We start from the raw sequence: 23,520 nt of genomic DNA on the forward strand, positions 1-23,520 counted from the left end.
ACGAAAGAAGCCCTTGACTGTTTCCAGCAAGGGCTTCCGTGTAAAAAAAGGCACCGACCTACTCTCCCACCTGTTACGGCAATACCATCGGCTCTGGCGGGCTTGACTGCTCTGTTCGGAATGGGAAGAGGTAGACACCGCCGATATAGGCACCTAAAAATCTTTATTGGCTGATATATGATATCCATATCATGTTATCCATGCCAAATGACATATATACTGAAAGAGTTACGTTTCTGTCTGTTTCAAAAATTAAAGAGGAAGACAACAGTGTCTGTCTGCTTGAGAAAGCTTCGGGCTATTAGTACCACTTGGCTTTGGTCTCTCAACCTTTACACCTATGGCCTATCAACGTAGTCATCTCCTACGACCCTATAAGGAAGTCTCATCTCGTGGCTAGTTTCGCACTTAGATGCTTTCAGCGCTTATCTATTCCAGACGTAGCTACCCTGCCGTACACCTGGCGGCATAACAGGTTCACCAGAGGTCTGTCCAACCCGGTCCTCTCGTACTAAGGTCAGATCCACTCAAACTTCCAACGCCCACAACAGATAGGGACCGAACTGTCTCGCGACGTTCTGAACCCAGCTCGCGTGCCACTTTAATGGGCGAACAGCCCAACCCTTGGGACCTTCTCCAGCCCCAGGATGTGACGAGCCGACATCGAGGTGCCAAACCTCCCCGTCGATATGAGCTCTTGGGGGAGATCAGCCTGTTATCCCCAGCGTACCTTTTATCCTTTGAGCGATGGCCCTTCCATACAGAACCACCGGATCACTATGTCCGTCTTTCGACCCTGTTCGACTTGTCGGTCTCACAGTCAAGCAAGCTTATGCCATTGCACTCCGCGTACGGTTACCAAGCGTACTGAGCTTACCTTTGAAAGCCTCCGTTACCTTTTTGGAGGCGACCACCCCAGTCAAACTACCCACCAAACAATGTCCTCGGCATTGCCGAGTTAGAAACCGGATACAGAAAGGGCGGTATTTCAAGGTTGATTCCATGACTCCTGGCGAAGCCACTTCAACATCTCCCGCCTATCCTACACATCCTGTACCCAATCTCAATGTTAAGCTATAGTGAAGGTGCATGGGGTCTTTCCGTCCCGTTGCGGGTAATCGGCGTCTTCACCGATACCACAATTTCACCGAGCTCATGGCTGAGACAGCGCCCAGATCGTTACACCATTCGTGCAGGTCGGAACTTACCCGACAAGGAATTTCGCTACCTTAGGACCGTTATAGTTACGGCCGCCGTTTACTGGGGCTTCGATTCAATGCTTCTCTTGCGATGACATCCCCTCTTAACCTTCCAGCACCGGGCAGGTGTCAGGCCTTATACTTCATCTTGCGATTTTGCAAAGCCATATGTTTTTGTTAAACAGTCGCCTGGGCCTTTTCACTGCGGCTGCTCTTTCGAGACAGCGCCCCTTCTCCCGAAGTTACAGGGCCATTTTGCCGAGTTCCTTAGCCATGACTCACTCGAGCACCTTAGGATTCTCTCCTCGACCACCTGTGTCGGTTTGCGGTACGGGTCTTCATAACCTGAAGCTTAGCGGGTTTTCTTGGAAGTCTGTTTACCTGCTCTATCAGCGCCACCGGAGCTTTGCTGTACTATTGGGTTTCAGCTAGAGTTGCGGATTTGCCTACAACCCCAATACCTACGCCTTTCAACGAACTATTCCGTCAGTTCGCGGCAGTGTCACTACTCCGTCACCACATCGCAGTTATGAAGAGTACTGGAATATTAACCAGTTGTCCATCGGCTTGCCCCTTTCGGGTGCGCCTTAGGTCCCGACTGACCCTGATCCGATTAACGTTGATCAGGAAACCTTGGTCTTTCGGTGGGCGGGTTTCTCACCCGCCTTATCGTTACTTATGCCTACATTTGCTTTTCCATAACCTCCACACAGCATTACCACTGTGCTTCTCCGGCGATGGAATGCTCCCCTACCAGATGCACATCTTTCAGTGCAAATCCATAGCTTCGGTACCGTTCTTGATGCCCGTTTATTATCCACGCCCGGCCGCTCGACTAGTGAGCTGTTACGCACTCTTTAAATGAATGGCTGCTTCCAAGCCAACATCCTAGCTGTCTGGGCAACCGGACCTCGTTAGTTCAACTTAGAACGAATTTGGGGACCTTAGCTGATGGTCTGGGTTCTTTCCCTCTCGGCCTTGGACCTTAGCACCCAAAGCCTCACTGCCGGCTATATTTGATAGCATTCGGAGTTCGTCTGGATTTGGTAGGATTTGACTCCCCCGCACCCAATCGGTAGCTCTACCTCTATCAAACTCTACGCCGACGCTGTTCCTAAAAACATTTCGGGGAGTACGAGCTATTTCCCAGTTTGATTGGCCTTTCACCCCTACCCTCAGGTCATCCGGAAACTTTTCAACGTTTATCGGTTCGGTCCTCCATTACATGTTACTGCAACTTCAACCTGCCCAAGGGTAGATCACAAGGTTTCGCGTCTACCTCATCTGACTATCCGCCCTATTAAGACTCGCTTTCGCTTCGGCTGCGTCCCTGAAGGACTTAACCTTGCCAGACAAGAGTAACTCGTAGGCTCATTATGCAAAAGGCACGCTGTCACAGAACTCGTCTGCTCCAACCGCTTGTAAGCACACGGTTTCAGGTTCTTTTCACTCCCCTGTTCGGGGTTCTTTTCACCTTTCCCTCACGGTACTGGTTCACTATCGGTCTCTCAGGAGTATTTAGCCTTACCAGATGGTGCTGGTGGATTCCCACAGGATTTCTCCGGTCCCGCGGTACTCAGGATACCACTATGTCAACATTCTTTACCTGTACGGGGCTCTCACCCTTATTGCGCAGTTTCCCACCTGCTTCCAGTTCATAGCGCTGTACAATCTCGTGGTCCTACAACCCCGTCTATGCCGTAACATAAACGGTTTGGGCTCTTTCCCGTTCGCTCGCCACTACTTGGGAAATCATTGTTATTTTCTTCTCCTACGCCTACTTAGATGTTTCAGTTCAGCGCGTTCGCGTTTTATACGGCTATTCTTCAAATAGCCAGGTTGCCCCATTCGGAAATCTACGGATCACGTCGCATTTGCCAATCCCCGCAGCTTATCGCAGCTTATCACGTCCTTCTTCGCCTCTGAGAGCCTAGGCATCCCCCGTGTGCCCTTATTTACTTTCTTCACCGGCATAGCCTTTTGCTACTATGCGGCTGCTTTTGATATATATACACGTATGCTACGTAAAGATTCGTTCGGCCTTGACCGAGGGTCTCCTCTCTACATCAAACACATACACGTATTGTCTCTATACTGTTGTCTTCTCTTGTAATTTTTTTTCTCTTTCAATATGTCAAAGAACTCTTTTTCCGGTATATATGAAGTATATCGCTATATACTTCCCCGGAGATGTGGAGAATAACGGATTCGAACCGTTGACCCCCTGCGTGCAAGGCAGGTGCTCTAGCCAGCTGAGCTAATTCCCCTTTAATTTTCGTAGTCCCGAGCAGATTTGAACTGCTGACCCCTACATTATCAGTGTAGTGCTCTAACCAACTGAGCTACGGGACTAGCTATTTCCTGTTCATCTATCTCTCTCGGTCCTGCTCCCTTAGGGGCGGGCACTTTCTTCTGATGTTTTTCTTCTTTTGCAATCATATGTAACGTGACGAGTACCGATCCGCGATACTCTAGAAAGGAGGTATTCCAGCCGCACCTTCCGGTACGGCTACCTTGTTACGACTTAGCCCCAATTATCGGTTTTACCCTAACACGCTCCTTGCGGTAACATGCTTTAGGTACCCCCAACTTTCATGGCTTGACGGGCGGTGTGTACAAGGCCCGGGAACGTATTCACCGCGTCATTGCTGATACGCGATTACTAGCGAATCCAACTTCATGGGGTCGAGTTGCAGACCCCAATCCGAACTGTGAATGGCTTTTAGAGATTAGCATCATATTGCTATGTAGCTGCCCGCTGTACCATCCATTGTAGCACGTGTGTAGCCCCGGACGTAAGGGCCATGATGACTTGACGTCGTCCCCACCTTCCTCTCTGCTTGCGCAGGCAGTCTGTTTAGAGTCCCCACCACTACATGCTGGCAACTAAACATAGGGGTTGCGCTCGTTGCGGGACTTAACCCAACACCTCACGGCACGAGCTGACGACAGCCATGCAGCACCTAGTTTCGTGTCCCGAAGGACGGATGCGTCTCTGCATCCTTCACTAACTTTCAAGCCCGGGTAAGGTTCCTCGCGTATCATCGAATTAAACCACATGCTCCTCCGCTTGTGCGGGCCCCCGTCAATTCCTTTGAGTTTCACCCTTGCGGGCGTACTCCCCAGGTGGATAACTTAACGCTTTCGCTGGGACGCTGGCTGTCTATCGCCAACATCGAGTTATCATCGTTTAGGGCGTGGACTACCAGGGTATCTAATCCTGTTCGATCCCCACGCTTTCGTGCATCAGCGTCAATACCAGCTTAGTGAGCTGCCTTCGCAATCGGAGTTCTAAGACATATCTATGCATTTCACCGCTACTTGTCTTATTCCGCCCACTTCAAATGGATTCAAGCCCGTCAGTATCAAAGGCACTGCGATGGTTGAGCCACCGTATTTCACCCCTGACTTAACAGGCCGCCTACGCACCCTTTAAACCCAATAAATCCGGATAACGCTCGGATCCTCCGTATTACCGCGGCTGCTGGCACGGAGTTAGCCGATCCTTATTCTTCCAGTACATTCAGCCAGATACACGTATCTAGGTTTATTCCTGGACAAAAGCAGTTTACAACCCATAGGGCAGTCATCCTGCACGCGGCATGGCTGGTTCAGGCTTCCGCCCATTGACCAATATTCCTTACTGCTGCCTCCCGTAGGAGTCTGGTCCGTGTCTCAGTACCAGTGTGGGGGATTCTCCTCTCAGAGCCCCTAGACATCGTCGCCTTGGTAAGCCGTTACCCTACCAACTAGCTAATGTCACGCGAGCCCATCTCTATCCTATAAATATTTAATAATTTCCCGATGCCGGGAAATTATATTATGCGGTGTTAATCTCTCTTTCGAGAGGCTATCCCCCTGATAGAGGTAGGTTGCTCACGCGTTACGCACCCGTGCGCCACTCTCACCAGTGGTAGCAAGCTACCACCGGATCCCGTCCGACTTGCATGTATTAGGCCTGCCGCTAGCGTTCATCCTGAGCCAGGATCAAACTCTCCATTGTAAAATGAAGTTTTTGATTCCAACTATTTATAATAATCAGAATTCTTTTTTATATCTCTGATCTTGGATCGAATCGAACAATTACTTGAATTTGTTCATGACTTTCGTTTGTCTACTCGTCACGCTTACATGATTGTGTTTTCTTAAAGAACTTTATCGCTTCAACTTCCGTATCCGCTATATTCCGATGGCACCAGGCCGTCTTTATCTTTTTTGTTTTTCCCTCCGTTTCCGTTGGGACTGCAAAGGTAGAAATCTTTTCTGAACTTCCAAAAACTTTCTGAAGTTTTTTTTTCTTTTCCCTTTTTTCGATTTCAGCGTTTAAAATAAACCGGGCGGGATTTTAGATCCTGCCAGACTTCTCTTAAACCCTTCTTTTTTCAGGGTTCCTTCTCTCGAAGTAACCGTCCCTCCCTTGCGGAGTGGTGCAAAGATAGGAAGTTTGGGGACAAACCTCCAAGCCTTTTGTTCTTATTTATTTCATTTTGGACATAACTCGCTGGAAGGATGGAAGATTCTTTTTCAGCAGGCCCCTCCCGGAGGCAATTACAGGGGCAGATCGCAGATAAAAGAAGCTCCGGGCGGGGAGGCGGGCGGCCAGCAGCTGCGCCAGGACAAAATGGCCCGGGAGGACGAAGCCGGTAGAAGGCGCACCGCGGAACTCATGACCGGTATCTTGTGCAGGTTGCCTGCCGTTGGCAGCGCCGTGTTAGGCCGGCACCGCAGCATTGTAGGAGCAAATTGTATTACATTCACCGGGAACTGAAGCGTGGTCTCGTGCATAGGTTGTATGCCGCAGGCGCCGCCGGGCTAGACGCCCTACCGAATTCGAAATATAAGACGGCCGATCGAAGGCATCAAAGACCCTACCATGTTATAGCTTAGTTTAGGGTTTACTTAGGGTTTAGTTAGGGTTTGTTTAGGTTTAGTATAGGTCGAACCCATACTAAACCTAACTTAAGGCTAAGCTATAGGTATACAAATTCTAGACTAATGGATAAGAAGGGCATAACGCAGGTTACCCGTACTCGGAGCACAATGGCCTAGCGATGAAAGCAAAACCCAAAGAGCATAATCGGAAACAGGAAAAAAAGCATCTATACCATATAATCGAAGTTGGAGATAATTAGTCATCGCAAGCTACCCTACTACACGTCTAAAAATAAAAAATCTCCAAGCGAAACCGTATATTCGTATAGTGATTAATATTGTTACTCATTTTGAACGAACTTTTCAAAATCTATAAAATTGACGCCGATGAGGCACTGCGTATTCAGCAATCCAAAAACGAAATACACCAGCATGATTTCGAGGAACTCATTATTGGCGTAGCCGGAAGGCTCGAACATTTTATTGACTTTAAAACGAAAACGTATACCGCCCCTTTTATAAGTTTTGTTACGCAGGGCAAAAACCACCGCGTCAAACCTCTTTTGACTAATAATCGTATTGAATTTTGGGTAATTCGTTTCAAGAGCGAATTTATTCCCGAAACTACCTTCCAACTCTATGCTCACTTTCATGAAAACGCAACATTAAGCTTCGCTAGCCCCTACTGCTTCGACAGGTTAACGACCTTGTGTCAGCTCATGCAGCAGGAAACACTGCAGCCTGCTATCGATTATGGTGTCATTAAGCAACTGCTGAGTACTATTTTTACGATGATTGAATCCGAACGGAAAAGGCAATTTCCAGATGCACAGCAACAATTAAAAAATCAGGGAACAACTTTCAAGAATTTTCTATCCATCTTAGAGAATAATTATCGACGACCGGAAGGAGTTAATTTTTATGCGGAGAAACTTTTTATGTCTACCCGAAACCTAAATTTAATTTGTCAGAGTATCTTACAACAAAGCGTTTCCGAGATTATTGAAACAAGAAAACTTATTGAAGCAAAAAATCTACTGTTGACAACGAATAAGACAATATCGGAAATTGGCTTTGAACTGGGCTATCAAGAAAAAGCTTACTTTACCAATGTCTTCAAAAAGAAAGCCGGCATGACGCCTTCTGAATTCAGAAATGAAATTCAGAAGCTTATTTCCGAATAGTACAACAGTTTGACCAAATTATTATACCCCTGCCTCACCGCCATCTTTTACCTTTGTACAGAAAATTGACGCGATTACATGATCTATAAAATGCGTAGAAAGGATTTTATTAAAATTATGGCAACATTACCTTTAATTGGTGCAGCACACCATGTGAGCTCCTTACATAGATTTTCTGGCGAACTCGAAGCAACGGACAAATATCCGGTTCTATTTCTCGGCCATGGAAGTCCGATGAATGCCATCGAAGACAACGAATTTGTGCAGGGGTTCAAAAAAATAGGCCAGACTTTCGAGAAGCCTAAGGCGATTCTAGTGGTATCTGCACATTGGGAAACACGTGGAACATTTGTCACAGCTATGGAACATCCGGCCACCATACATGATTTTGGCGGCTTTCCTCAAGCTTTATTTGATGTGCAATACCCAGCCCCTGGAAGTCCGGCACTCGCTGCAGAAACGCAGCGTATAGTCAGCAAAGCGGAAATTCACCTCGACGATAAATGGGGACTGGATCATGGATCTTGGTCGGTTGTTAAACATCTTTATCCCAATGCAGATGTACCCATTATTCAAATGAGCATCGATTATACGAAGCCGGCTGCATACCATTATGAGATTGCACAGCAATTAACCGAACTACGGAAAAAAGGTGTTCTGATTATCGGCAGCGGAAATATGGTGCACAATCTGCGAATGGTGGCCTGGGACAAGCTGAACACAACTGGTTATGCCTTTGAGTGGGCGACAATAGCCAATGAAAAAATGAAAAAATTTATACAGGACGGCAACCACCAGGCTTTAATTGATTTTAGGTTACAGGGTAAAGAGTTTGACTTGGCAATTCCAACGCCTGAACATTACCTGCCTTTAATCTATACATTGGGCTTACAGGATAAAAATGAGGAACTCTTTCTCTTCAACGACAACGCTGTAGCAGGCTCGCTGACGATGACGTCATTGAAAATTGGTTAAACTACCAAATGACATAGCAACAATACCAAATAAATACAGGCTATTCTATATACCTACAAGTCCTTCTGTTGAGCTATTCGCCAGGATAATGGAATGGCCTGTAGGTATGTTAAAAAGCTGGAATTACGACATTCTCGAAATTTCTTTGACAAAAATGGCTTTGATTCCAACAGTAGGATCAATAAATTTGTTTGAACCAAAACAATTTACCTCAACTTAACGCATGGCAACAAAACCTGTTATCGAAATTGAATATTGTCCAAAATGCAATTGGATGCTTCGCGCCGCCTATATGGCGCAGGAGCTGCTGAGTACGTTTACGGAAGAAATCCATGGGGTAATGCTCGTTCCCAGCGAAATTGCGGGCCGTTATACCATACGCGTGGCGGACAGCGAGATCTTTGATCGAAAAAAAGCCGGTCATTTCCCCGAAATAAAAGAGCTCAAACAACTGATCCGCGACATTGTCGCACCGGACAAGTCCTTGGGCCATTCGGACAAATCTACTTCATCCCACCTGTAATTTAGCATAAATCGGATTTTATAGGCTTCTTCTTTTTAGCAACTTTGAATAAATTAAATGACAATCATGACTATTCAACAAGAAGTGGATTTTCAACGTATCGCCAAGGCGATTCATTTCTTACAGGAAAACTTTAAGATACAGCCTACATTGGGTCAGATTGCTTCACATGTCTATATGAGTGAAGCTCATTTTCAACGTATGTTTACCGCTTGGGCGGGAACGAGCCCGAAAAAATTCTTGCAATACATAAGCATAACTCACGCGAAATCATTGCTCCAGGAAAGTACTATTGCCGAAACGACATTCCAGCTTGGTCTGTCCAGTAGTAGCAGACTTCATGAGCTATTTATCAATATCGAGGGAATGAGTCCTGCCGAATATAAAAACGAGGGCGCCAATCTAATTATATTGTACGATTACTATGAAAGCTTATTCGGCACCATGCTCATTGCATCTACACCAAAAGGCGTTTGCCATATTGCCTATGCAGACGATCAGGCTCAAGCCCTTGCATCGCTCCAGCAACGATTCCCCAAAGCAACCTATTTTCAACAGGGAAATGGCATGCACGATAGTGCACTCAAGGCATTAAACCCTCAACATAAAGATATCCGACAGGTAAAATTACATTTAAAAGGAACTGCCTTTCAATTGAAAGTTTGGGAAGCCTTGTTAAAAATTCCGATGGGTAACTTGAGCACTTATGGTGCTATTGCTTCTCAAATAGGTAACCCAAAAGCCTCCCGCGCCGTTGGTACTGCTATTGGAAGTAACCCAATTGCTTACCTTATCCCCTGCCACCGTGTGATACAAAACAGCGGTATGTTTGGTGGCTACCGTTGGGATCCGATGCGAAAGACAGCGATGATCGGATGGGAGAGCTTTCATACAGCTGTTTAATAAAAAAAAGATACTCATATGGAACTTTTCGATAATCTCTTCGATGGCAATAGAAATTTACTCCCTTACGACGGTACCGTCAATTACTATGGCAAAGTATTATCTGTGCTGGAGGCAAACCGCTATTTTGATAGACTCATGGAGTCAATTGAATGGGTAAACGACCGGGCCATAATTTTTGGAAATGAAATAATCACCAAACGAAAAGTGGCCTGGTATGGGGATGATGCATTCGAGTATAGTTATTCTAACACCACCAAAAAGGCACTTCCGTGGACAAAGGAACTTCTTGAGCTGAAAAAAATAGTAGAAAAACTGACACTGGAGACATATAATTCGTGTCTGTTGAATCTTTATCACAATGGCGACGAAGGTATGGCCTGGCACAGTGACGCGGAGAAGGATCTTAAAAAAAATGGGGCAATTGCTTCGCTAAGCTTTGGTGCTGAACGCAAATTTGCCTTTAAGCATAAGACCAGTAAGGAAAAAATAGATATTATTTTAGGACATGGCAGTCTTTTGGTCATGAAAGATCTGACGCAAACGTATTGGCTGCATCGACTTCCACCTACAAAAAAGGCTTTCGGAGCAAGAATTAATCTGACATTTAGAACCATCGATCAGCCCTAACCCTGTACGTTAGTAATCGTACATACCAGTTACTGGTGAGCACGCAGCCCTATCAGTTACATTGGGAACAGGGTGCAAAACCAAATTCTGCTATTCGGAATCAAGCCTCAATCGTGTAAACCTTTTTGAAACATCAAAGCTGACACGAGCGACTGGATTACTAAAGGTTGTCCAAACTATTGTCTTTAGGGGTGTAATCCATAAAAATGCCTCCATCCAACGTAATATTCATGATTTTTTTAGCAGAGGACCAGGTTATCGTTACCTGTTTTTCATTGTGCTGCCAAACTGCTGGCGTTTGATGCTTTGTTTCTACAGAACCATCTGCATAAGTGATCACTACCTCAAATGGAATTGCAAATCCGCCCACATTGGTTACTGTAAGGGTGTTTTTGTTGCTCAGTCGCTTAAAGCTATCTACCTTAAGATCGATGTAATGATTGCTGAAATACCAATTTTTCCAATACCAGTTTAAATTCTGTCCTGCTCCGGCATTGATGCTATAAAAGAAGTCCCAAGGCGTAGGATGTTTTCCATTCCATAGCATCATGTAATGGTGTAGTGCTTTTTTAAACAGTTCATCACCCAGGTAATCCCGTAACGCAATATAAGACAATGCGGCCTTGATGTAGGCATTGTTGCCGTAACCTAAACCACTCAACTGAGAGGTCATGGTAATCAAGGGTTGGTCTTCTTCTGTAGAGGGGTCAAAGATATAGCGCTTTACACGGGCATCTTTGAAAAGTTCTTTATTTTTTTCGGCACCAATCTCCGCATTTCCGATCCAGAATTCCAATGCCGTAGCCCAGCCTTCATCCATATAACCGTATCGCGTCTCATTGATACCCATGTAAAAAGGGAAATACGTATGGGCAATTTCGTGGTCCGCTGTTTGTCGTGCGTCCACAAGATTATCTGGGACACTCGAATCGTTAATCATCATTGGATATTCCATATCGGCAAATCCCTGAACGGCTGTCATTGTTGGGTATGGGTAGGTGACACCGGGCCAATTTTTAGAAAACCAGTCAATGCAATATTGCTGCCAATCAATGTATTGTTCAAAATCTGGCGTTCCGGCGACATAGCTTGACTGCACACTCACGCGCTTACTTCCCAAATCTACACTCCCGCCATCCCAAATGTAATTGTCACTGACGCTGAAACAAAAATCAGGAACATAGACTGCTTTGAATTTCCACGTATTCCACGCTTGTTGTGCTGTCACTTTCCCCGCTTTCATTTCGGCATCTGTCGCGATATGTATTGGCGTATCGCTGACTTTTGATTTTTCGAAACGGTCCAGAATAGGTTTCTGCAATACCTCAGCCGCATTTGTCAATTCACCTGTCGCCCACACAACAAAGTTCTTCGGAACGGATATCTCAAATTGATAATCGTTGAAACCATTGTAGAATTCTTGTCGGCCATTATGTTCCAGAAGATCCCAGCCATTGTAATCGTCGTATACAGACACACGCGGATAAGAGTAAGCACAATAAAAGGTGGAAGCATTCAACAGCCCTTCACGGTCGCTTTCGACAGATAACGGATATTCCCAGCTAATGTCCAATGTTGCAGTGCTTCCCGGAAGGATTTTTTGTCCAAAATCGGCTAATTTTACGGTTCCCCAATCCTTGCTGTTCACTTCATAAACTTGACCATTCAATTTAAACGACTTAATCTTCAACCCCGAAGTCAGGTAATCGTCCGAAGCGTACGCCGCACGTACCGCATTGGGTTTATGAACATTATTGACGAATCGAATAGCAATGCTATTCAGTGTATCGGGACTATTATTATTGTACAATATGGTCTCTGTTCCACTTACTATCTTTGTTTTTGGATCCAATTTTACCCGCACGTCATATTTTCCAAAATTTTGCCAATAATTTTTGCCAGGTAGACCCGACGTGGTTCGGGTTCCTTTTTCAATTGCTTGCTGAATATTTCTTGGTGTATACAACTCTTGGGCATGGGCCGCCCCCGTTAATAAAAGCAGAGACAATCCATAATTAAATATCGTGCGTCCTATCATATCCTAATTTCAATAATCAAACTAAGATAAATTTGTTGTGATTTGCAAGTTTAATATTCCAGCTTACCACAAAAATATCCCTTTTGCCCCTATGACTATTGACCATCGTTAAAATGGCAAAAGGAAGACAGCATGCAAACCCTGGAAAACTTTTTATTTTTTTTAACGTTTATTTTTAAGACAAATTCAAAGGTATGCATCATCTTCTACGTTATAACAACTTTCTCGGATACGCTTTTTTAGGTACGCTTTTAATCTTAATTCCGATGCTGCTTAATGCTCAAACCGAAGCAAAGACAGATTCTATTACACAATATAAACATCAGCGCGACTCGGCTCTGGCACGTCAATATGATATTTCTGATCTAATTGGAAGAATTATCCATCCCAAACGAAAGAAGGCACGTGCCAGCAAACGCTCGCCTATTACCTTAATGCCCAATATTGCGTACAATCCGACCATTGGTGGTCAGATTGGCGTTAAAGCTGTCGCCGGAAAGATACTCGGAGATCCAAAAACAACGACGATGTCCATTGCTGCGACATCGGCCTCAATCACCACAAAAAACATTATGGTGTTCTATATTAGTCACAATGTGTTTACACCGAACAATAAGTTAAATTTCCAAGGTGCGTTTGCGCTTGTTAAAATGGTCGCTTTAGACGCTGGATTGGGTATGACCCCTCAGGGCAAATGGAACAATGCAGATGAGGAGATCCTTGCCAACCCAGAGCACAAGAAGTATGGAGCAAAATATAATGCCTTTACATTTAATGAAAAAGTCTATAAGCGCATTGCAGACAATCTCTTTGCCGGGGCAGGACTGGCTTTCGACCTACGCCGTAAAATAACCAGTAGCGGTCCTAACGGAAACGTTACACCCAATACAATCTATACAGAAAAACACGGCTTCGAACCCGACAGTTACAATTCCAATGGATTACTGCTCAATATGCAATATATGACAAGGGACAACCCCAATAGGCCTTATAAAGGAATTTATTCGGATATTGGAGTTCGATGGAACACAACGCTGCTGGGCAGTAGCAAAAATGCTGTGCAGCTTACCACCGACTTCAGGAAGTACTTTGGCTTATCGCAGTCCGACCCTGCCCATGTCCTGGCTTTTTGGTATTGGGGATCGTACAGACTTGGTGGCACACTTCCCTACTTTGACCTGCCGGGAACAGGAAGGGACGTTGCTGTTAGAAGTGGCCGTGGTTATACCATTGGCTATTTTAAAGGAATTTCCTTCGGTTATGCTGAAACAGAATACCGCTTTCCAATTCTCAAGAATCGCTTTTTAAGCGGAGCTGCATTTTTTAACCTACAGACAGCCAGTGATGAACTGGGCACTAAACTTTTCGAACGGTGGCAGCCTGGTGGCGGTGCCGGATTGCGGGTGCTGTTTAATAAAGCGACACGTACAAATCTATGTTTGGATTATGCCTTCGGAAAATATGGCTCCCGAGGATTCTTTTTAGGGCTAAATGAAGCCTTCTAATCCATCCTTAAGGCATCCCCATTTGCCATAAAATAACTAAATTAGCCGATGTTGTTGCGCTTTCTATTCACGAAGAGCGACTGAATTGGCATTGACGATACTTCATCATGAATTTAAAAACCTTCTTTCTATACATTCTATTATTATCAGTTCTTGTCTCCTGTCATCAGACAAAGACGCCAATAGCAACAAAGAGTGACGGAAAAAAGAAAGAGCAGGTAGTCCTTCCTACATACCTAGCGCTCCCATCGGATACTTCGAGCTACGATAGCCCACGTTTTGCAGATAGAACTAAAGAACAAACGCAGCAGTTAATGAAAATGAACAACGAAGGCCTCTTCGATAAACTGCATCGGAAATTAACGACAGCGTTAAGTGCAGACCAAAAGGATTATTTCCTTGGGCATCCTAACTTGGCTGTTTTAGCGATCGCGAAAGGAAATATCTTCGCAAATGGCTCCGGAGACCTTGGGTATATATTGTACAACAAAGATAATCATCGCATCGAGATCACCTTATTCGATCATAAAAGCAATACATACAACACACTGTATAAAGAGTTAAAAGTTGTCAATACCCTTCAAAATCTGGATTGTTCATCCAGCTTTGGATCGCTCGACTATCTCGTTGCTTCCGAACTAATTTATCAAAAGCATTATATTCGTTTAAACAATTCAAATTACCTGATTGATGACAATTCCTTTAATGTGACCGATATTTCTACGAACAAAAACTTTGATTTGCAGCAGGGCTGTCTGAACAAAAAATTCTCAAAAGAAGCCATGGCCAACAGTCTTTGTGTGCCGACCAGCTCCGTATATGCGAATTTTCAATGCCTAAAATACAATAAGAAAAAGCAGATTTTTGAAATTTATTTCAGTCAGGAATTTGCAGACTAAGCCGACCAAACCCTAAAGATGAAAAGATATTACCTACTTGCTACCCTTGGTTTATGTAGCAAATTATATGCGCAGGAAGTGGATACTACGACTAATCGGCTGGAACAAGTCGAAGTTAAAGCCTACTTCAATAAACAACCGCTATTGCGATTGACATCTTCTGCGGCTGTGTTAAGCAGCCAAATGATCCAATCCCAGCAGTCGCCCTCCTTTGTTTCAGCAATGAACAGGGTGCCGGGTTTACGCATGGAAGAACGTTCCCCTGGAAGTTACCGGCTAGCACTCCGTGGGAGTATGATCCGTTCACCGTTTGGTGTTCGTAATGTCAAAATATATCTGGACGATTTTCCGCTAACTGACGCAGGCGGGAACACCTATCTTAACTTGATAGATCCCTATGCAATCGGCCAAGTTAATATCTTGAAAGGTCCAGATGGATCGATCTATGGTGCTAATTCGGGAGGTGTAGTTTCCTTATACAGCAAGGGATTTGACCGGTCTTCCAAACCGGAAGTCAACCTCCAATTAACGGGGGGCTCCTATGGTCTTTTCCAAGAACAGCTCAATGCAATATTACCATTCAGCCAGACACAGCAGTTAGCCATCAATCAGAGCTGGACCCGAAGTGATGGATATAGACAAAATTCGGCTTTGACCAAAAAGAATATCCAGCTCAATTACAATTGGCAATACGCAAAAACATCCGAATTAAAATTCACTGGTTTCTATTCGGATCTCGGTTACCAAACTCCAGGAGGGCTCACCGCAGCACAAATGGAGAGCGACCGCAGGCAGGCTAGGCCTAAGGGCGGACCAAATCTTGGTGCTGCTGAACAAAAAGCAGCAATCTACGATAAAACATTCTTTGGTGGACTGAGCAACCAGACGCATCTCAGTTCTAAGATGACCTTATTCGCCAGTGTATTTGGTTCATCCAATCAGATCAAAAATCCCTTCATCACCAATTACGAGAAAAGAGATGAAAAGAATTTCGGAACGCGCCTGTATTTATCTTATGTCGATCTGTTGAGCCAAGATTTAAAATATGAAGTCCAACTGGGCTTGGAAGCGCAAAAGGGCTGGTATGCTATTGACAATTATGACAACGCCCTAGGTGTCGCTACCGATCCGCAGGCCAAAGACAAATTGGAAAATAGTCAGCAATCATTTTTTGCACGCACCCAACTGGAGTGGCTAGAGCGTCTCCAGGTAGAGTTGTCACTCGGATTAAATGAGAATAAAATTGGCTACCAGCAACGTTATCCTGTCGCACAAGAAAACAAAGAAAATATTGATTTCGGGAGTACATGGATGCCACGAGCTGCACTATCCTATCTGATCACTCCAATGCTTGCACTTAGAGCATCGATTTCTAAAGGTTTCTCTGCCCCAACTGTTGCGGAGGTCCGTTCATCGGATAATTCTATTAATATGCTGCTCAAGCCAGAAACGGGTACGAATCATGAATTGGGCTTGCGCTTGCATCTGTGGAATCGCCGTGTCGTTCTAGATGCAGCGACTTACACGTATCAAATGAACAATGCCATTATCCGACAGTTAAGGGATAATGGTGCTGAATATTTTCAAAATGCGGGTAAAATAAACCAAAAGGGTTTAGAAGCATCAATACTGCTCTACTTGATTACACCGCAAGTATTCGGTGTTGTCCGTAGCCTACAGTTCGCCAGTAATTTTTCCTTCAATGATTATACATTTAAAAACTATCAGGTGGGCGACAAAAATTACCAGGGTAATAAGCTTCCTGCGGTTCCGAAAACAGTATGGTTGAATTCATTGAATATACTTTTTTCCAATCAATTTCGATTCGATCTCCTTTCTAATCTAACAGCAGCAATACCGTTGGATGATGCAAATTCTGTTTATGCCAACCGGTATCATCTTTTGCAGGGCAAATTATCTTTGACAAAACCTGTCGGATCAGGGTATCAAATCAGACTTTTTGTAGGTGCAGACAATATTCTCAATGAAAAATATAGTCTTGGAAATGATATCAATGCCTTTGGGGGCCGCTATTTTAATCCTGCTCCCTTACGTAATTATTATGGGGGTATGAGTTTTAACTTTTAATCAAGTCGCATGGAGTTTCATCAACATATATTGACCGATATTGATTTCAACAAAATAAGCCGGCATTCTTATTTCCCTTGGATGGACTTAAAATTAACTCATTTTCAGGTAAATGCATTAGAAATAACGATCAATCAGGCAACGTTTCGTGTACAGGAAAATTATAACCACTTTGAGGTGATGATTATCCATAACGCTCCCACGACAGCTGTATTCTGCAACTGTCTCGATATAGGATTTTGTCGTCATCAAAAGGCGGCTTTGAGTAAATTATTTATGCAGGAAAATTGGCTGGCATTCTTTGACGCCAATAGGTATAATGTTCTCCTAAAAAAAGTTGCGGCACAATATGGACTGGAAGATGAACCGGCTCTGGAAAATTATTTTTCTGCACATATCAAAGCGGATAAACTTGATTTTGTCTTGAAAAACAAACAGTTAACTTCCATCGATGACTTTGACCTGGTGGAAGAATCTATTGCACCCAAAACCAAAACTCCGATCGAACAGCAGCATCATTTTGTTGTATTAACACGCAATCGGTATTACAAAAATCTGCAGGTGCTCCTCTGCCGGGCTTCATTAACAAAATCCGGTATGCTCAAAAACCCGATTTCCGATGGTGATATCCAAACATGTCTCTGGCGGAGCAGCTCAATAGAGGAAATGCAATTTTATACGGCTGTGCTTCAGCTTTCCCAAGTAGTACAACAAGATCTGGAAATTATTTCCAGCCTGAAGGCAATTGCAAAAAACCCGCTACGTATGGATTTTTATCTACATAATTATGAACAATATGAAAATATAACAGCCTCCTCCCTATCGTCCGTTCAGCTTAGTCTGAAGAAAGGTGATGTTAAGCTCTTTATTACAAAAAAAGGCTCATTTTATGCTATTCAGGGAGAAATTCATATCCATACCATAGCCTACAGTTTACAGGATTTAGTTATTCTTTTGGATCATTTCATCTCCATCAGAAATCAGCTTTTTCTGATTGAAAATAAGCTTCACCTGAAGTTGATACGTTTGTTTACCAACAAGGGTGAGCAGTTGTTGATTCATCAGCGGAAATTCAAAGAATTCAACAGCTTATTTTTGGAACCGCTCGCGCACTCGGTGGATTTGCATTTCCAGGATATTCCTAAAGCGAAAAAGCCGCAGTTGAAGGAAAATCTTTATTATGAGGACATGCAGCCACTTTTGTTTCTGGAGGAATCGGAAGATTTTGTCAACCTTATTCCTGTCATGCGCTATGGTGAAGTCGAAATTCCTATTTTAAGCAAACGAAACATATTTGGAACGGATAGTAAAGGCAACCAGTTTTTGGTAGATCGGAGGCACGGAGCGGAAACTAACATAATTTCGCTTTTACTAAAGCAACATCCGTATTTTAAGGAACAGATGGACGATGGAAGCTTCCAACATTTTTATCTCCATCGCCGTTATTTTCTAGATAAAGACTGGTTTTTAGATGCTTTTGATGCGTGGCAGCATCATGGCATACAGATTATTGGGTTTAATGCCCTTCGGGGCAATAAATTAAGTCGTTTTAAAGGCAAAATACACGTTGAGGTACTGAGTGGTCAAAATTGGTTCAATGCTCATATACAGGTTAAATTCGGACCTAAAAGTGTTTCCCTTAAAAAACTTGAAAAGGCCGTACGGAACCGTTCGCAGTTCATCACTTTGGATGATGGCACCCAAGGAATCTTACCGCAGGAGTGGCTCGATAAATTTGAGGCTTATTTTACTGCTGCCGAAACGATCACCGATGATTTCATTGAAATTCCAAAATATAAGTTTAATGAGATTGACCATCTTTTTGATCAATCTGAAATAGATCCTACCGTAGCCGCTGAGCTTAGCATGCTAAGAAATCGACTTACTAATTTTTCTTCGTTCTCCAAACTTCAGATTCCTTCATCCTTTGTGGGAAATTTACGCCCCTATCAGCAAGAGGGTGTACAATGGTTACATTTTTTGGATGGGCTTAACTTTGGCGGCTGCCTTGCCGATGACATGGGGCTTGGAAAAACAATCCAAATTTTAGCATTCTTGGCCACTCAAAAAGAAAGGGGACAAAGTGCCGCAACTTTACTGGTACTTCCCACCACCTTAATCTTTAACTGGCAGCATGAAATTCAGCAATTTCTTCCGTCTTTTAAAACGCTCGTCTTAGATGGTTCAAATGGCCTACAGAAAGCGCTGCAACCTGAGTCCTATGACCTGATTTTAATTTCTTATCACAACCTGTTGACAGCGATCAATAGGCTGAAAAATTTAAAGTTCAATTATGTGATTTTGGATGAATCGCAACAAATAAAAAATCCAGATTCGCAGCGCTATAAAGCAGTAAACTTACTAAAATCAAGAAATCGTATTATTTTAACAGGAACCCCTATCGAAAATAATACCATGGATCTCTATGCGCAGATTTCCTTTATTGCGCCCGGTTTACTAGGAAGTAAAAAATACTTCAAAGATGTTTACACCACTCCTGTAGATGCCTTCCACAACCGCAAGAGAAAAGAAATGCTGAAAGAAAAAATAAAGCCTTTTATTTTGCGCCGCACAAAGCAGGATGTATTACTTGATCTTCCAGCGAAGAATGAACTGGTTCTTTACTGTGAAATGAAAAGTGCTCAACGGCGAATTTATGATCTTTATGAAAAGGAGTTCCGAGAATTTATCTCGGCCAAGGATGGGGATGAGATCAGAAAAAGCCCTATGCATATATTGAAAGGTTTAACGAGATTGCGTCAGATATGCAATTCTAGCAAACTGCTCCAAAATGAAGAGTTGACATCCACAGAGGACTCTGCCAAAATTGAAGTACTTATGGATCAGATTCTGCATAAAAAAGAACAGCATAAAATGATCGTATTTTCACAATTCGTAACGATGCTCAATCTGATTAAAGAGGCTTTGGATAAACAGGGTATCCGTTCATTGATGCTCACTGGGAAATCCAAAAATCGAGGTCAGCTGGTTAGCGATTTCCAAAACGATAAGGATATACCTGTTTTCCTGGTGAGCCTAAAAGCAGGGGGCACTGGGCTCAATCTTGTGGCTGCCGATGTAGTCTATCTGGTGGATCCTTGGTGGAATCCGGCAGTCGAACAACAAGCCATTGACAGGATTTATCGCATGGGGCAGCAAAAAATGGTCACTGCAGTTCGGTTGATCAGCCCCAATACCGTTGAAGATAAAATTCAAGCCTTACAGCGACACAAAAAGGAAATAAGCAAAAGTATTTTGGATGAAGGCGGGAGTTTGGGCAACTTTTATCTGGATAAAAGCTATTTAATGGATTTGCTGCGATAATTTAAGCTTTCACTTGTTATCTTAAGCTCTTTTATTCATTTATATGGTTTCTTTATCGTATATCACACAGCAACGAACTAACTATTAACGTTATTCAGCATCATTCTACGATCTGTTTCCTATACTTCGAATCAATTATATATTTTATTCCCTTAGCATCTACAAAGACAGGTTTGCCGAGGTATTGTTCGTCGATACGTCGATCGATAGCGACGCGATACCGAGTGGTTGAACTGGACGAACTGTATGTGATATTTCCAACTGATTTTGAGGGGTTACTGATTACTTCCGAACCCTGATATACCTGGTCACTTACCCTACCCTTAAAATGCTTTTTTTCCGTTGAACGTATTGCTTTATTGTGATTTTCTGTATAATCGTCCTCTATTACATCAAGATTCTCCTTGGCGGCGACCTTTGGGTTTATAGGGAAAAATGGATCTAACCAGCGATATACTCCATGAAATTCAGGTACTGACTGATAAAAAGCATGCATCTGTTGCGCTATTACACTATGGACCCCACCTACTCCTATCATCACCAACAGCAAGCAACGTCTAAAAATTATTAATTCGGCTCCTAACATATCTCTTTTTTCTTTCGTCGAAATACGCCCAAATAAAATGCCATCCCCTCCTTAGCACTACATGTTTAACACATTTTTAACTAAAGTAAATTTCAATTTACAGTTCCTACGCTATTACATTCCTACGCTATTACAAAGGCCTTACAGATTCTGGAGTCTGAGTTAACTGATATAAATTTCAGTTATATACTTGAATATGATACGATCGGAGATTGCGTACTTATCAAAGAGAATACGAAGATCATCATACAACGTTTTATTTTTGTCTTGTTCTTTTGGGAAATAGGAAGATGAACGCACTCTTCCCAAAAAAGATCGGAGATCAAAGATCTGTTGGTTTGGCAAAGTAACCTTCTTCATTGCCCGGGGTCCAAAAAAGTGTTTAAGATCGTCATCACTTATATTTTTGTGGCTGACCGGTTGATAACTGGGGATATGACTGCGTAAAAATTGTTCATACTCTTGCTGGAAGGCATCCGCGGGATCGCGCCGGTTCCAGACAATTACCATATGTCCATTTTCAGCTAAAATACGGTCAAACTCTTTTCGACAGGCTTGCTGGTCGAACCAATGGAACGATTGTCCGGCAAAAATAAGATCAACACATCCGGACTCAATGGTTGTATCTTCTGCGGTGGCATTCACTGCAATTAGATTCCTGTAGGTTTTAAAATGGTGCAACATAGATTCACGCATTTCACGATTGGGTTCAACGGCAAAAACGTTATTTCCATTTTCGAGAAAGAGTTGAGTAGAGAGACCGGTGCCGCTGCCAATATCGGCGACTAACCATTGCTTATGTAACCCGATCTGTTCTTTTAGCACCTGAATAATCTCTTTAGGATAATTAGGTCTAAATTTTTCGTAATCAACAACCCGGTCTGTGAATCTATCAATACTATTTCTATCCATACTAAGCATACTATAACTAATCGATGATACCCTCATCCTTAAAACTGTAATATCCGTTATCGGTAAAGATTAAATGATCGGCAACTCTAATATCCATAATTTTAGAGGCTTCGACAATTTTTTGCGTCAGGATTTTGTCAGCATTGCTCGGATACAACGTACCTGAAGGGTGATTGTGAATAAGTATAATGGCGTGAGCTTTGAGGCTGATTGCCGTTCGTAAGATTATCCGGACATCAACTGGCGTAAAATCATTCCCGCCACGGCCAATGAGCTGCTTGTCCAATATTTTATATGCAGTATTCAAATACATTGCCCAAAATTCCTCATGCGGGAGGTCTTGTAATATTGGTTTCATAAGAGTATATACGTAGCGACTGCTAGCCACCTGTTTACGCTCTTCGGCGGGCAGTTCGTTTTTGCGACGAGCGAGCTCCAAGGCGGCAAGAATGGAAATGGCTTTTGCTTCTCCTATGCCTCTATACCTGCTCAGCTCTGCGACATCCATTGTGGAAAGTGTCTGCAGGCTGTTATTGGCATCAGCTAATATACGCCGACACAGTTCTACGGCACTTTCATTTTTAGATCCAGAGCCAATCAAGATCGCTAATAATTCGGCATCTGTAAGTGCCCTACGACCTTGCTTCAAAAGTTTCTCCCTCGGGCGATCAGCCTCAGCCCAATCCCGAATGACTAGTTTGTACGAGTTTGACATTTTTAATTAAGTTATAAAAGGCTAGCGTACATAAATATACAAAAAAAGCTACTTAATATGCTGAGAAATAAACAATGCATCAATTAAAAAAAATTGGCAATGGGGATTTACTTCACATTTCACTCTGAAACGTTATCTTTGTACTTCATAAAAATTTTTGAATATGAGTAAAGCGATCATTAAAACAGAAAAAGGCGACATGACTGTGGAGTTCTACACAGCCGATGCTCCAAATACAGTAGCCAATTTTATCAAACTTGCTAAATCAGGATATTATGATGGATTAGCATTTCACCGTGTGATTCCTGATTTCGTGATCCAGGGCGGTTGTCCAAATTCACGAGAAGGTGCGGCAGGAACACCGGGAACAGGTGGCCCAGGTTATAAAATTGATTGTGAACTGACTGGCGAAAATCAATATCACGATAGAGGTGTATTATCTATGGCACATGCTGGCCGTAATACAGGTGGTTCACAATTTTTCATCTGTCATAGCCGCAACAACACTGCGCACTTAGATCGTAACCATACTTGTTTTGGAAAAGTAATCGAAAACGTAGACATCGTTGACGATATCAGACAGGGTGACCGTATCTTATCAATTGAAGTTATCGAAGATTAATTCTTGGAGATTTAAATATAGTTAAAATGAATTTAAGAGCATTAGTATCCGTAACTGGTAAACCAGGATTGTTCAAATTGGTTGGACAAAATAAAGGAGGTTTTATTTTAGAAACCCTGGATCAGGCAAAAATAAAAACTGTAGTCAGTTTATCTTCGACAAAAATGGCTACTTTGGAAGACATCACAATTTATGGTGAAGAAGAAGAAATTCGATTATTGAATATTTTTGAAACTATCAAAGAGAAAGGGATTGCTTTACCGGATACGAAATCGGATGGCGAAACGTTGAGAAATTTCTTCCGTGAAGTAGCTCCCGGCCATGATGAATCACGTGTTTATTCATCGGATATTAAAAAGGTGATTACTTGGTATAATATTATCAAAGAATTTCCTTTATTTGAAGAAGAAGCTCCTGCTCCTTTAATGTAGTTTTTACCTACGTCAAATAAAAAACGGAGTTGATTATTGATCAACTCCGTTTTTTATTTGACGTACTAATGAAACACGACATCAAGCACTCTCTGTTCAATGCTATTTTGACCA

The 23,520-nt window shown here is 43.1% G+C and carries 16 protein-coding genes, 2 tRNA genes and 3 rRNA genes; 12 read left to right on the forward strand and 9 right to left on the reverse strand.

Features of this window, described 5'->3' with window-relative positions; translation table 11 throughout:
- Window positions 1–45: 45 nt before the first annotated feature.
- The 5 genes from rrf to VXM68_RS00025 all read right to left on the reverse strand — a co-directional run bounded on the left by rrf (window position 46) and on the right by VXM68_RS00025 (window position 5,202).
- Window positions 46–157 (reverse strand): 5S ribosomal RNA (gene rrf, locus VXM68_RS00005).
- A gap of 125 nt (window positions 158–282) precedes the next feature.
- Window positions 283–3,164 (reverse strand): 23S ribosomal RNA (locus VXM68_RS00010).
- 228 nt (window positions 3,165–3,392) lie between these two features.
- Window positions 3,393–3,466 (reverse strand) — tRNA-Ala (locus tag VXM68_RS00015).
- Window positions 3,467–3,477: 11 nt separating this feature from the next.
- A tRNA-Ile gene (locus tag VXM68_RS00020) sits at window positions 3,478–3,551 on the reverse strand.
- Between the two features lie 123 nt (window positions 3,552–3,674).
- Window positions 3,675–5,202 (reverse strand): 16S ribosomal RNA (locus VXM68_RS00025).
- Together the 16S, 23S and 5S rRNA genes with 2 tRNA genes alongside form the textbook arrangement of a ribosomal RNA operon.
- 506 nt (window positions 5,203–5,708) lie before the next feature.
- On the opposite strand from VXM68_RS00025, the gene VXM68_RS00030 reads away from it, so the two are divergent.
- The 6 genes from VXM68_RS00030 (at window position 5,709) to VXM68_RS00055 (ending at window position 10,286) form a co-directional block, all read left to right on the forward strand.
- Entirely contained in the window at window positions 5,709–5,846 is a 138-nt protein-coding gene (locus VXM68_RS00030) for a hypothetical protein (RefSeq protein ID WP_294346847.1), read from the forward strand.
- A gap of 575 nt (window positions 5,847–6,421) precedes the next feature.
- The gene (locus VXM68_RS00035) at window positions 6,422–7,255 is read left to right on the forward strand and encodes an AraC family transcriptional regulator (RefSeq protein ID WP_293957824.1); all 834 of its coding nucleotides are present in this window, start codon (window positions 6,422–6,424) and stop codon (window positions 7,253–7,255) included.
- A gap of 117 nt (window positions 7,256–7,372) precedes the next feature.
- Window positions 7,373–8,230: a 4,5-DOPA dioxygenase extradiol gene (gene ygiD / locus VXM68_RS00040; protein WP_293957823.1), complete on the forward strand. Its 858-nt coding sequence runs from the start codon at window positions 7,373–7,375 to the stop codon at window positions 8,228–8,230.
- A 223-nt stretch (window positions 8,231–8,453) separates the two neighbouring features.
- A complete protein-coding gene (locus VXM68_RS00045) occupies window positions 8,454–8,753 on the forward strand; it encodes a SelT/SelW/SelH family protein (protein ID WP_293957822.1) in 300 nt (99 codons plus the stop codon).
- Between the two features lie 66 nt (window positions 8,754–8,819).
- Window positions 8,820–9,656: a methylated-DNA--[protein]-cysteine S-methyltransferase gene (locus VXM68_RS00050; RefSeq protein WP_293957821.1), complete on the forward strand. Its 837-nt coding sequence runs from the start codon at window positions 8,820–8,822 to the stop codon at window positions 9,654–9,656.
- 18 nt (window positions 9,657–9,674) lie between these two features.
- Window positions 9,675–10,286, forward strand: coding sequence for an alpha-ketoglutarate-dependent dioxygenase AlkB (locus VXM68_RS00055; protein ID WP_294186165.1), 612 nt, complete (start codon window positions 9,675–9,677; stop codon window positions 10,284–10,286).
- Between the two features lie 160 nt (window positions 10,287–10,446).
- Here VXM68_RS00055 and VXM68_RS00060 read toward each other — a convergent pair whose 3' ends face one another.
- Window positions 10,447–12,324 carry a M1 family metallopeptidase gene (locus VXM68_RS00060; protein ID WP_293957819.1) on the reverse strand — a complete coding sequence of 626 codons (1,878 nt, stop codon included), beginning with the start codon at window positions 12,322–12,324 and terminating at the stop codon, window positions 10,447–10,449.
- A gap of 194 nt (window positions 12,325–12,518) precedes the next feature.
- Here VXM68_RS00060 and VXM68_RS00065 point away from each other — a divergent pair, with 194 nt between their 5' ends.
- The 4 genes from VXM68_RS00065 to VXM68_RS00080 all read left to right on the forward strand — a co-directional run bounded on the left by VXM68_RS00065 (window position 12,519) and on the right by VXM68_RS00080 (window position 20,140).
- Window positions 12,519–13,829, forward strand: coding sequence for a BamA/TamA family outer membrane protein (locus VXM68_RS00065; RefSeq protein ID WP_293957818.1), 1,311 nt, complete (start codon window positions 12,519–12,521; stop codon window positions 13,827–13,829).
- 107 nt (window positions 13,830–13,936) lie between these two features.
- Entirely contained in the window at window positions 13,937–14,728 is a 792-nt protein-coding gene (locus tag VXM68_RS00070) for a hypothetical protein (RefSeq protein ID WP_367210114.1), read from the forward strand.
- A gap of 18 nt (window positions 14,729–14,746) precedes the next feature.
- A complete protein-coding gene (locus tag VXM68_RS00075; protein WP_367210115.1) occupies window positions 14,747–16,816 on the forward strand; it encodes a TonB-dependent receptor in 2,070 nt (689 codons plus the stop codon).
- 9 nt (window positions 16,817–16,825) lie between these two features.
- Window positions 16,826–20,140, forward strand: coding sequence for a DEAD/DEAH box helicase (locus tag VXM68_RS00080; RefSeq protein WP_367210116.1), 3,315 nt, complete (start codon window positions 16,826–16,828; stop codon window positions 20,138–20,140).
- Between the two features lie 100 nt (window positions 20,141–20,240).
- Here the strand turns inward: VXM68_RS00080 and VXM68_RS00085 are convergent, their stop codons facing one another.
- From VXM68_RS00085 to radC, 3 genes are all read right to left on the reverse strand, one after another.
- Window positions 20,241–20,726 carry a hypothetical protein gene (locus tag VXM68_RS00085; RefSeq protein ID WP_367210117.1) on the reverse strand — a complete coding sequence of 162 codons (486 nt, stop codon included), beginning with the start codon at window positions 20,724–20,726 and terminating at the stop codon, window positions 20,241–20,243.
- Between the two features lie 162 nt (window positions 20,727–20,888).
- Entirely contained in the window at window positions 20,889–21,638 is a 750-nt protein-coding gene (locus VXM68_RS00090) for a class I SAM-dependent methyltransferase (RefSeq protein ID WP_293957813.1), read from the reverse strand.
- Window positions 21,639–21,654: 16 nt separating this feature from the next.
- A complete protein-coding gene (gene radC / locus VXM68_RS00095; protein ID WP_293957812.1) occupies window positions 21,655–22,353 on the reverse strand; it encodes a DNA repair protein RadC in 699 nt (232 codons plus the stop codon).
- Between the two features lie 163 nt (window positions 22,354–22,516).
- Between radC and VXM68_RS00100 the strand changes: the two genes are divergently transcribed.
- Entirely contained in the window at window positions 22,517–22,975 is a 459-nt protein-coding gene (locus VXM68_RS00100; RefSeq protein WP_293957811.1) for a peptidylprolyl isomerase, read from the forward strand.
- A 26-nt stretch (window positions 22,976–23,001) separates the two neighbouring features.
- Window positions 23,002–23,406, forward strand: coding sequence for a DUF5606 domain-containing protein (locus VXM68_RS00105; RefSeq protein WP_209578782.1), 405 nt, complete (start codon window positions 23,002–23,004; stop codon window positions 23,404–23,406).
- The last annotated feature ends 114 nt before the right edge of the window (window positions 23,407–23,520 follow it).

It is taken from the genome of Sphingobacterium sp. R2, assembly GCF_040760075.1.
Classification (GTDB): domain Bacteria; phylum Bacteroidota; class Bacteroidia; order Sphingobacteriales; family Sphingobacteriaceae; genus Sphingobacterium.